The 10,210-nt window shown below is 67.3% G+C and carries 10 protein-coding genes; 4 read left to right on the forward strand and 6 right to left on the reverse strand.

Features of this window, described 5'->3' with window-relative positions:
* Window positions 1-67: 67 nt before the first annotated feature.
* On the reverse strand, window positions 68-1,540 hold the full coding sequence (locus AC3DEZ_RS17575) for an amino acid permease (RefSeq protein ID WP_488389391.1): 1,473 nt from the start codon (window positions 1,538-1,540) through the stop codon (window positions 68-70).
* Between the two features lie 209 nt (window positions 1,541-1,749).
* On the opposite strand from AC3DEZ_RS17575, the gene AC3DEZ_RS17580 reads away from it, so the two are divergent.
* Window positions 1,750-2,274: an NUDIX hydrolase gene (locus tag AC3DEZ_RS17580; RefSeq protein WP_488389461.1), complete on the forward strand. Its 525-nt coding sequence runs from the start codon at window positions 1,750-1,752 to the stop codon at window positions 2,272-2,274.
* A 31-nt stretch (window positions 2,275-2,305) separates the two neighbouring features.
* On the opposite strand, the gene AC3DEZ_RS17585 is transcribed toward AC3DEZ_RS17580, so the two are convergent.
* Window positions 2,306-2,989: an HAD family hydrolase gene (locus tag AC3DEZ_RS17585; protein WP_488389392.1), complete on the reverse strand. Its 684-nt coding sequence runs from the start codon at window positions 2,987-2,989 to the stop codon at window positions 2,306-2,308.
* Window positions 2,990-3,076: 87 nt separating this feature from the next.
* The gene (gene serA, locus AC3DEZ_RS17590) at window positions 3,077-4,318 is read right to left on the reverse strand and encodes a phosphoglycerate dehydrogenase (protein WP_488389393.1); all 1,242 of its coding nucleotides are present in this window, start codon (window positions 4,316-4,318) and stop codon (window positions 3,077-3,079) included.
* Window positions 4,319-4,510: 192 nt separating this feature from the next.
* On the opposite strand from serA, the gene AC3DEZ_RS17595 reads away from it, so the two are divergent.
* From AC3DEZ_RS17595 to AC3DEZ_RS17605, 3 genes are all read left to right on the forward strand, one after another.
* Entirely contained in the window at window positions 4,511-5,899 is a 1,389-nt protein-coding gene (locus AC3DEZ_RS17595) for an FAD-binding oxidoreductase (protein WP_488389394.1), read from the forward strand.
* A 120-nt stretch (window positions 5,900-6,019) separates the two neighbouring features.
* On the forward strand, window positions 6,020-6,319 hold the full coding sequence (locus AC3DEZ_RS17600; protein ID WP_488389395.1) for a DUF2388 domain-containing protein: 300 nt from the start codon (window positions 6,020-6,022) through the stop codon (window positions 6,317-6,319).
* 47 nt (window positions 6,320-6,366) lie between these two features.
* Window positions 6,367-8,226: a DUF7844 domain-containing protein gene (locus AC3DEZ_RS17605; RefSeq protein WP_488389462.1), complete on the forward strand. Its 1,860-nt coding sequence runs from the start codon at window positions 6,367-6,369 to the stop codon at window positions 8,224-8,226.
* A gap of 3 nt (window positions 8,227-8,229) precedes the next feature.
* Here AC3DEZ_RS17605 and AC3DEZ_RS17610 read toward each other — a convergent pair whose 3' ends face one another.
* The 3 genes from AC3DEZ_RS17610 to AC3DEZ_RS17620 all read right to left on the reverse strand — a co-directional run bounded on the left by AC3DEZ_RS17610 (window position 8,230) and on the right by AC3DEZ_RS17620 (window position 10,210).
* Window positions 8,230-8,691: a GNAT family N-acetyltransferase gene (locus AC3DEZ_RS17610; RefSeq protein ID WP_488389396.1), complete on the reverse strand. Its 462-nt coding sequence runs from the start codon at window positions 8,689-8,691 to the stop codon at window positions 8,230-8,232.
* Between the two features lie 70 nt (window positions 8,692-8,761).
* On the reverse strand, window positions 8,762-9,328 hold the full coding sequence (gene yeiP / locus AC3DEZ_RS17615; RefSeq protein WP_447102529.1) for an elongation factor P-like protein YeiP: 567 nt from the start codon (window positions 9,326-9,328) through the stop codon (window positions 8,762-8,764).
* Between the two features lie 111 nt (window positions 9,329-9,439).
* Window positions 9,440-10,210 carry an SDR family NAD(P)-dependent oxidoreductase gene (locus tag AC3DEZ_RS17620; RefSeq protein ID WP_488389397.1) on the reverse strand — a complete coding sequence of 257 codons (771 nt, stop codon included), beginning with the start codon at window positions 10,208-10,210 and terminating at the stop codon, window positions 9,440-9,442.

Below are 10,210 nucleotides of genomic sequence, written 5' to 3' on the forward strand. Positions count from 1 at the left end.
ATCCCGGCCATCGTCATGATGCGTGCAATGAAAAAGGCCGGCGCCGGGCGCCGGCCCGTTCGGGCCCTCAGGCCTTCTGCCGCAGTTTGCTGTGGTGGTAGCCGTAGCTGAAATAGATCAGCAGGCCGAACACCGTCCAGCCGACGAAGATCGGCCAGTGCTCCACGAAGGGCTGCCAGAACAGATAGAGACAGGCCATCGCGCCCACCGGGCAGATGACGATGGCCGCCGGCACCCGGAACGGCCGCGGCAGTTCCGGACGGGTATAGCGCAGCACCAGCACGCCGATGCAGACGGTGGCGAAGGCCAGCAGGGTGCCCATCGACACCAGTTCGCCCAGCACGTTGAGCGGCATCAGGCCGGCCAGGATGGCGGCGAGCACGCCGACGATGATCGTGCCGATGTAAGGCGTGCGGAACTTGGGATGGACCTTGCCGAACAGCTTGGGCATCAGGCCATCCTTGGACATGCTGTAGAAGATGCGCGGCTGCGCCATCAGCATGACCAGGATCACCGAGGACAGGCCGGCGATGGCGCCGATCTCCACCCATGTCTTGAGCCAGGACAGTTTCGGATAGGCTTCCAGCGCGGTGGCCACCGGCTTGGCCGTGCCGAGCAGGCTGTAATGAGTCATGCCGGTCAGCACTGCGCAGACCACGATGTAGATGACCGTGCAGATCGCCAGCGAACCGAGGATGCCGATGGGCATGTCGCGCTGCGGGTTCTTGGCCTCGCCGGCGGCGGTGGAGACGGCGTCGAAGCCGATATAGGCGAAGAACACGATCGCCGCGGCACGGGTGACGCCCTCGAAGCCGAACTTGCCCGGGCCTTCGTTGGGCGGAATGAAGGGGGTCCAGTTGGCCGAATCGATGTACTGCAGGCCGAATCCGACGAACAGGCAGATCACCGTCACCTTGATCGCCACCACGATCGCGTTGACGAACGCGGACTGGGTGATGCCGACGTAGCACAGGCCGCTGATGGCGGCGACGATCAGGATGGCCGGCAGGTTGAACAGGCTGCCGGTGGACACGAAGTCGGTGCCGTTCCAGTCGATCGGCGCCTGGGTGAGCTGCATCGGGAAGGGCAGGTTCAGCGTGGTGGTGAGGAAGCTGACCAGATAGCCCGACCAGCCCACCGCGACGGTGGAGGAGGCGAACAGGTATTCCAGCACCAGGCACCAGCCGATGAACCAGGCGACGAATTCGCCCAGGGTGGCGTAGGAGTACGAATAGGCGCTGCCCGACACCGGCATCAGCGCGGCGAACTCGGCGTAGCACAGGCCGGCCAGGGCGCAGGCGAAACCGGCCAGCACGAAACTCAGCATGATGGCCGGACCGGCGTGGTTGGCGGCGGCCTGGCCGGTGAGCACGAAGATGCCGGCGCCGATGACCGCGCCGACACCCAGCATGGTCAGATGCTTCGCTGTCAGGGTCCGTTTGAGGGTGGCCTCGCCATCGAGACTGCCTTCAAAGGGTTCACCGGCATCCACATGGCCGGCCGGTTCGAGCGGCTTGACCCTGAACAAAGATTTGAGCATTCGCGACTTCCCCGGAGTTGGCGACCGGTCTTGGCCGGTGCCTGTCATTTGGCGGTCACGGGTGTGTGGGTCACCCGTACGGAAGCGCCGTACCTTGCCAAACCGGGCGGGGGATCACAAGCGCGGGTGCAGCACGGAGAGGGATAATGGCGGCGAGCATCATCCCCCGCACAACTGAACAGGGCAGGCGCGTGTTTGAATCACCGTTGATGGAACAATTGCAGGCCTATCGGGCGCGCTGGCCGGAGGAGGCCGCGACCGTGGACGATTTCCTGGCGCTGCTGGCGGATACGCGGAACCCGTTCCTGCGCGAGCGCCTGGAGGGGCACTTCACCGGAGGCGCCTGGCTGGTCAGCGCCGACGGCCGGCGCATCCTGCTGACCCACCACCGCAAGCTGGCGCGCTGGCTGCAACTGGGCGGCCACGCCGATGGCGACACCGACATGGGCCAGGTTGCCCTGAAGGAAGCCGAGGAGGAATCAGGACTGCCGGACCTGCGGCTGGAGGGTGCCGCGATCTTCGATCTGGACCGGCACTGGATTCCCGAACGCAAGGATGTGCCGGGACACTGGCACTACGACGTGCGTTACGTGATCCGCGCCGGTGCGGACGAACGTTACGTGGTCAGCGAGGAGTCGCTGGATCTGGCCTGGCGCGAGATCGCGCCGATCGTCGACGAGCCGGACGAATCGCTCAGCCGGATGGCCCGCAAATGGCAAGCCCGGCACGCATAGGCGGGGTCGAAGCCATCGGGGCGATGCTGCCTCAGCTGCGCGCCACGACCTCGTCGATGTGGCGCAGCAGATCGGCCGGATCCTCGTACACCCGGAACGCGCCCGAGCGTTCCAGTTCCTCCTGTCCGTAACCACCCGAGAGCAGACCGACGCCGAGCGCACGCGCACGCTGCGCGGCCAGCATGTCCCAGATGCTGTCGCCGATCACCAGTGAACGGGTGATGTCCACGCCCAGCCGGTCGGCCGCGGCGATGAACAGATCCGGATCCGGTTTGGCGTGCCGCACCAGGTCGCGGGTGATCACCGGGACCTGCGCCGGATCCACGCCCAGCGCATGCAGGTTGTGCGCGGCGGTCTCCATCCGGCCGCTGGTGGCGATGCCCCAGGGAATACCCTGATCAGTGAGGAACGCGAGCAGTTCGCGCGCGCCCGGCAGCGGCTGCACCGCGCGCTGTTCCGACTGCCGCGAGTAGGCCTCGGCATGCCAGCGACGCAGGCGATCCAGCCGTTCCTCGGTGATGTCGATCCCGGTCTCGCGCAGCAGGATATGGGTGAACAGGCCGCCGCTCATGCCGATCTTGCGGTGGATGCGCCATACCGACAGGTTCACCCCTTCGCGATCGAGGGCTTCCTTCCAGGCCAGTACATGCTGGTACACGCTGTCCACCAGCGTGCCATCGAGATCGAACAGGAATGCGGTATCCGCGCGGGGCATGGGTTTTCTCCTCCGGAAACAATGCGGGCGGCCAGTGGCCGCTTCAAAAAACGTTGCGGGCGGCCAGTGGCCGCCCGCGGATTGAACTCAGTACAGGATGCGCGTCCGCAAGGTGCCGGGAATCGCCGACAGCGCTTCCTTCAACTCGGCGCTCTGTTCCTCGTTGGCGGTGACGTCGATCACCACGTAACCCACCTTGGGATCGGTGCGCAGGAACTGGCCGTCGATGTTGACGTTGTGCTTGCTGAAGATCTCGTTGATCTGCGACAGCACGCCCGGCACATTGCGGTGGATGTGCAGGATGCGGCGGCTGCCGTCGTGGCCGGGCAGGGTGACCTCGGGGAAGTTGACCGCCGACAGGGTGGAGCCGTTGTCGCTGTAGCGCACCAGCTTGGCGGCCACTTCCACGCCGATGTTGTCCTGCGCTTCCAGCGTGCTGCCGCCGACATGCGGGGTCAGGATCACGTTGTCGATGCCGCGCAGCGGCGACTCGAAGGCTTCGGCGTTGCCCTTGGGCTCCACCGGGAACACATCCACCGCCGCGCCGCCGACCGCGCCGGACTGCAGCGCGGTGGTCAGTGCCTCGATGTCCACCACGGTGCCGCGGGAGGCGTTGATCAGGTGGGCGCCGCGCTTCATCTTCGCGATCTGCGTGGCGCCGAACATGCCCTGGGTCGATGCGGTTTCGGGGACATGCAACGTCACCACGTCGCTGCGCGCGAGCAGATCGTCCAGGCTGGTGGCCGAGCGCGCATTGCCCAGCGACAGCTTGGTTTCGATGTCGTGGAAGAGCACGTTCATGCCGATCGCTTCGGCCAGCACACCGACCTGGGTGCCGATGTGGCCGTAGCCGATGATGCCCAGGGTCTTGCCGCGCGCCTCGTGGCTGCCGGCGGCCGACTTGGACCAACCGCCGCGATGGCATTCGGCGTTCTTCTGGGGGATGCCCCGCATCAGCATGATCGCCTGGGCGATCACCAGTTCGGCCACGCTGCGGGTATTGGAATAGGGCGCGTTGAAGACCGGGATGCCGGCCAGTTCCGCCGCTTCCAGATCCACCTGGTTGGTGCCGATGCAGAAACAGCCGATCGCGATCAGCCGGCGCGCGTTGCCCAGCACGTCTTCGGTCAGCTGCGTGCGCGAGCGGATGCCGATGATGTGCGCTTCGGCGATACGGCGTTTGAGCTCGTCCTCCGGCAGCGACTTGTCGTGTAAATCGATCTGCGTGTAACCGGCGGCGCGGAAGGTTTCCACCGCGGTCTGGCTCACTCCCTCCAGCAACAGCACGCGGATGTCCTGCTTCGGATAGGAGGTCTTCTTGGTCGACATTGCGGGCGCGGGAGACGGGGCAGGGAAGGGCTTTCCACTATGCCAGAAGCGGCACGCCTTTGCTGCATCGCCACATGCCGCGGGAGACCGGTCCACAAATGGTTTCGGGCGCAACCAAGGTGCCGTCTGGACGCGCCGCAACATCGCTGGCACGCTGGCGCTCCCCCGATGCCGTCCATCACGTACGAATCAATGACCGATCCACGTTTGCAGGCGCTGCGGCGGGCCGTGCCCGAGTTGCGCCTGACCACCGAAGCCGCCGAACTGGAACACTACGGCCGCGACTGGACCCGCCGCTGGACACCGGCGCCGCTGGCCATCGCCCTGCCGGCCACGGTGGAGGAAGTGCAGGCCATCGTGCGCTGGGCCAACCAGCATGGCGTGGCGGTGGTGCCGTCCGGCGGCCGCACCGGCCTGTCCGGCGGCGCCGTGGCGGCCAACGGCGAACTGGTGCTCAGCCTGGAGCGGATGAACAAGGTGCTGGCCTTCGATGCGGCGGATCGGACCCTCACCGTGCAGCCGGGCATCGCCCTGGAGGCGGTGCACAACGCCGCCCGCGAACACGGACTGATCTACCCGGTCGATTTCGCCGCGCGCGGTTCCTGTTCGATCGGCGGCAACATCGCCACCAATGCCGGCGGTATCCGGGTGATCCGCTACGGCAATACCCGTGAATGGATCGCCGGGCTGAAGCTGGTGACCGGAGGCGGTGAACTGCTGGATCTGAATCGCGGGCTGATCAAGAACTCCAGCGGCTACGATCTGCGCCAGCTCGTCATTGCCTCGGAGGGCACCCTGGGCATCGTGGTCGAGGCCACCCTGCGCCTGACCGACCCGCCGCCGCCGACCAACGTGATGCTGCTGGCGCTGCCCTCGTTCGAGGTGCTGATGCGGGTGTTTGCCGAGTTCCGCGCGCGTCTGCAACTGGAAGCCTTCGAGTTCTTCACCGATCGGGCGCTCAAGCACGTGCTGGCGCACGGCGCCCAGCCGCCGTTCGCGGAGGTGCATCCCTACTACGTGGTCACCGAGTTCGCGATCGGCGACGAGGCGAAGGAAGCGGCGGCGATGGCCGCGTTCGAGGCCTGCCTGGAGCAGGGCTGGGTCGGTGACGGCGTGATCAGCCAGAGCGATGCGCAAGCCGCTCAGCTGTGGCGGTTGCGCGAAGGCATCACCGAGGCGCTGGCGCGCTACAAGCCCTACAAGAACGACGTGTCGGTGCGGATCTCGGCGATGCCTGCGTTCCTGGCCGAGACCCAGGCGCTGCTGGGCGAGGCCTACCCCGACTTCGAAGTGGTCTGGTTCGGCCACATCGGCGACGGCAACCTGCACATCAACGTGCTCAAGCCCGACGACCTGGACGACGCCGAATTCGTTCGCCAGTGCGAGCAGGTCACCAAACTGCTGGCGGCGTCGCTGCAGCGGCATGCCGGCAGCATTTCCGCCGAGCATGGCATCGGCCTGGTCAAGAAACCCTATCTGGACAGCACCCGCACCGCGGCGGAAATCGCGGTGATGCGCGGCATCAAGCGGGTGCTGGATCCGAACGGGCTGATGAATCCGGGCAAGCTGCTGGACGCCTGACCGGCGGCTTACGCGGGTGGGGCGTCTTCAGCCAGTTCGTTCCGATTGCGGTTAGTCTTGGCGCGCCGCGCGAATCGCGGCGCCCCCTGCCTTCACGGTCCACCAAGAGACGGAATGTCCATGTCCCGATTGCTCGTTGCCAGCGCGCTGCTGGTCCTTTCGATTCCCGCGTTCGCCGGCAGCTTCGCCGGTTCCTCCGCCGGCGCCTCCTCGGCCGGTTCCTCCGCCTCGTCCGGCAGTTCCTCCGGCGACGACAAGGTGGTGCTGCAGGCCCGCGACGACGCGGCCAGTTTCGTGGCCAGCGAAGGCCGCATCCGCGGCGCGCGCCTGGAAGCCGCGCTGCGCCACCTGCGCGAACGCGATGCGGATGCGCACGAGGCCACCGACATGGCCCTGGCGCGGGCCATCCTGGCGCTGTGAACCCCGATTGCCGGGACCCGCGCCGCGCCGGCGCGGGCTTCCGGGCGATGGCCGCGCTGGCGCTGGCGCTGTTCGCGGGCGCGTCCGGCGTGGCGCGGGCGGCACCGCGCCTGCATCTGGAAACTCCCGGCCTGGCGGTGGCCGAAATCACCGCCACCGATGCTCTGTTCAGCGCGGCCGAGGCACGCCTCACCCCGGCCATGCGCGACCGGCTGGCATACGACATTCCGGTGCGCTGGACCATGAAGCTCGACGAAGGCGTGCATGGTCGAGCCCGTCGCGACGGCGTCCTGCTGCTCAACCGCCGCCTGCTGCCCGGGCTGCTGGCGACAGGTGAAACGCGGACGACGGCCGAAGCGACCGCCCTGGCCGCGCTGCTGCACGAACTGGCGCATTTCCTCGACCGCGCCACGCCCGGACGGCCGATGTCGCGGGATCCGCGATTGCTGGATCTGGCGGGCTGGCAGGTCCGGGCCACGCCGGGCCTGACCACATGGATGGGACGTACGCGCGCGAACGGTTTCCGCGAGCGCAGTCCGGATCGCTACGAACTCGACAATCCGCGCGAATACGTGGCGGTCAATCTGGAACGCTACCTGCTGGATGCCGATTACGCCTGCCGACGGCCGGCGCTGTACCGCTACTTCGAACAACGCTGGGGAGCGCCCACGATGGAGGGCGCGGATTGCGCCGGCGATTTCGCCTACGTGGACGCGGGGGACGTGGGCGTCGGCGCGGACACGGCGGCGGCGACGGGGGGACGCCTGGGCACGCTGGATCCGGAACGGATCTACCAGGTGGATTACCTGCTGGCCGAAGGCAACGACGTGATGATGAGCCGCTGGGGCCACAGCATGCTGCGGCTGGTGATCTGCGCGCCGGGGCGTCCGCGCGGTCCGGATTGCCGGCTGGACCTGGAACACCACCGGGTGTTGTCGTTCCGCGCTTTCGTGGGCGATCTGCAGATTTCCAGCTGGCGCGGCTTGACCGGGCGCTATCCGTCACGGCTGTTCGTGCTGACACTGGATCAGGTGATCGACGAGTACACCAAGGTCGAACTGCGCGGACTGCGGTCGCTGCCGCTGCGGCTGGAACGGGCGGAGATCGCGACGCTGGTCGAACGTGCCGCGCAGCTTCACTGGAGTTACGACGGCCGCTACTTTTTCCTCGGCAACAACTGCGCGGTGGAAACCTACAAGCTCCTGCGTGACGGCGTGCCCCGGCTCGATGCCGTGGATCTGGGCGGCATCACCCCGACCGGCCTGGCGCGGCGGCTGCAGCGCGCCGGCATCGCAGACGGCTCCGTGCTGGCGGATCCAGAGCGGGCGCTGCGCGAGGGCTACCGCTTCGACTCGTTGCGCGAACGCTTCCAGACCCTGTTCGAGGTCGCCCGCACCCACACGGGACTGCCGCAGCGCGAGGTCGAGGACTGGCTGGCCGCGACCCCGCAGCAACGGCGTCCCTGGCTGGAGCGGACGGATCTGAAAGCCGCCGCCGCGTTGCTGGTGCTGGAACAGGCGGCGCGGCGGCGGCAGGAACTGCGGCTCCGCGAGGCGTTCAAGCGCCGCTATCTGCAATCGGGCGGTGAAAGCGGCGATCTGGGCGAGGCCGCCGGCACCCTGCGGACATGGTTCCGGGAAACCGCATGGATGAGTCGTCCCTCGGATCTGCTCGAAGGCGCCGGCTACGGCTTGCCGCAGGCAGGAGAGCGGACCGCGCTCCAGGCCGGCAGCGCGGTCCGGCGCGAACGACTGCGCGATCTGCAACGACAACTGGACCGGCAGGCCGGGGCACTGCTGAGTCAGGGCCAGGCCCGTGATCGCGAGGCGGTCGATGCCAACATCGAATGGCTGGGCGCGCACCTGCGCGAACTGCACCGGGAGGCCGGCGGCCTGCGGCTGGATTGAGGCTCAGGCATTCTCGTCCAGCCAGCGGGTCATCAGCCGGCGCGGATGCGCATCGTAGCCGCTGCGTTGGTAGATGCCGTGCGCATGCTCGTTGTCGTCGCTGACTTCCAGGCGCACCGCGCGCAGGCCTTCGCGCCGGCACACCGCTTCCACCTCGGCCAGGGCGTACTTGCCCAACCCGCCGCCACGCTGCGCGGGCCGGACATACAGCTCATCCAGCAGGCCGTAGCGGCCGCCGAATTCCAGGCTGAAACAGAATCCGATCACGATGTAGCCGGCCAGCACGCCGTCGCGTTCGATCAGCAGCAGGCGGCCGTTGGCGGGATCGCGGAGCAGCGCGTCGAGCGCTTCGCGCAGCATCGCCTCGTCCCACGGAATTCCCTCGTCGGCGTAGAACTCACGCACGATCGGAACCAGCGTGTCGATGTCGTCGCGGGTGGCGGCGCGGAAGCGGGGCTCGGACATGGCGCGCTCCAGGGATGGGGCAAACAAAAAGGGCGGGTCCTCGCGAACCCGCCCGGAACAGCGGGTGGCGTCAGTCGGCGCGACCGCCGAATTCACCGGTGGTGGTGTTGACCAGGATGCGCTCGCCGTTGGTGATGTACTCGGGCACCATGATCTCGATGCCGGTGCTCAGCTTGGCCGGCTTCGGACGCTTGGTGGCCGTGCCGCCCTTCAGTTCCGGCGGCGTTTCCACGACTTCCAGGGTCACGTGCTGCGGCAGTTGCAGGGCCACCGGCAACTCGTCGATGACCTGCACGTAGCAGCCGCCCAGTCCCTCGGTGATGTAGCCGGCATCGTCGCCCAGCACCTCCGCGTCCAGCATGTATGGTGTGTAGTCCTCGTCATCCATGAACACGAAGGCGTCGCCATCCTTGTACGAGAACGTCGCCTGGCGGCGCAGCAGTTCCACTTCGGTCAGGTTGTCGTCGGCGTCGAAGCTGGCGTCCAGCTTGTTGCCGCCGGGCACGCTGTACATGGTGAAACGGAAGCGCACGTTGCCGCCCCGGCCCTGCGGCGAGCTGCGGTCGATGTCGCGGATCTGGTACACGCCGCCGTTGTGTTCGACGACGTTTCCTTTCTTGATGTCAAAAGCTTTCATGGGATTGGGGATTCGGGATTGGGGGTTCGGGATTGGGGATTCGGAAAAAGCGGGGCAGGGAGGGGATGGAGTGCCGTTGCGAATCTCCAATCCCGAATCCCCAATCCCGGCTTACTTGGGTGCCAGGCGTACGGCGCCATCGAGGCGGATCGTTTCGCCGTTGAGATAGACGTTGCCGAGGATGTAGGCGACCAGATCGGCGAACTCGTCCGGCTTGCCCAGGCGCGACGGGAACGGAATCGAAGCACTCAACGACTGCTGCACGGCCTCGGGCATGCCGTCGACCATCGGCGTCCAGAAGATGCCCGGCGCGATGGTCATCACCCGGATGCCGAAGCGTGACAGCTCGCGCGCCATCGGCAGGGTCATGCCGACCACGCCGCCCTTGGAGGCGGAGTAGGCGGCCTGGCCGATCTGGCCTTCGTAGGCAGCCACGCTGGCGGTGTTGATGATCACGCCGCGCTCGCCGTCGGCGCCGGCCTCGTTGTGCTGCATCAGGTTGGCGGCGGCCTTGGCGACGTTGAAACTGCCCACCAGGTTGACCATCACCGTGCTCTGGAAGGTCGACAGCGGCATCGGCGCTTCCTTGCCCAGCACGCGGCCCGCGCCGAGGATGCCGGCGCAGTTGATGGCGGCGTTCAGGCCACCCAGGAACTCGCGGGCGGCGGCGATGTTCGCGGCCACGCCCGCTTCATCGGTGACATCGGTGCGGAAGTAGCGTGCATTGGCCTCGCCCAGTGTCGCCACGGCGGCCGCGCCCTTGTCGTCGTTGACGTCGAACAGCGCGACCTTGCCGCCCTGGGCGACCAGATGCTGCGCCACGGAGAAGCCGAGGCCGGAAACACCGCCGGTGATGACGGCGCGGGTAGCGGACAGTTGCAT

This window comes from Pseudoxanthomonas sp. 134C1, assembly GCF_057773065.1.

Bases quoted from the DNA above. Each gene is read 5' to 3' on its own strand.
- AC3DEZ_RS17600 (WP_488389395.1), top strand. From the start codon at position 6,020: ATGTCCCGATTGCTCGTTGCCAGCGCGCTGCTGGTCCTTTCGATTCCC.
- AC3DEZ_RS17575 (WP_488389391.1), bottom strand. From the start codon at position 1,540: ATGCTCAAATCTTTGTTCAGGGTCAAGCCGCTCGAACCGGCCGGCCAT.
- yeiP (WP_447102529.1), bottom strand. From the start codon at position 9,328: ATGAAAGCTTTTGACATCAAGAAAGGAAACGTCGTCGAACACAACGGC.
- AC3DEZ_RS17595 (WP_488389394.1), top strand. From the start codon at position 4,511: ATGACCGATCCACGTTTGCAGGCGCTGCGGCGGGCCGTGCCCGAGTTG.
- AC3DEZ_RS17620 (WP_488389397.1), bottom strand. From the start codon at position 10,210: ATGCAACTGTCCGCTACCCGCGCCGTCATCACCGGCGGTGTTTCCGGC.
- AC3DEZ_RS17605 (WP_488389462.1), top strand. From the start codon at position 6,367: ATGGCCGCGCTGGCGCTGGCGCTGTTCGCGGGCGCGTCCGGCGTGGCG.
- AC3DEZ_RS17610 (WP_488389396.1), bottom strand. From the start codon at position 8,691: ATGTCCGAGCCCCGCTTCCGCGCCGCCACCCGCGACGACATCGACACG.
- AC3DEZ_RS17580 (WP_488389461.1), top strand. From the start codon at position 1,750: ATGGAACAATTGCAGGCCTATCGGGCGCGCTGGCCGGAGGAGGCCGCG.
- AC3DEZ_RS17585 (WP_488389392.1), bottom strand. From the start codon at position 2,989: ATGCCCCGCGCGGATACCGCATTCCTGTTCGATCTCGATGGCACGCTG.
- serA (WP_488389393.1), bottom strand. From the start codon at position 4,318: ATGTCGACCAAGAAGACCTCCTATCCGAAGCAGGACATCCGCGTGCTG.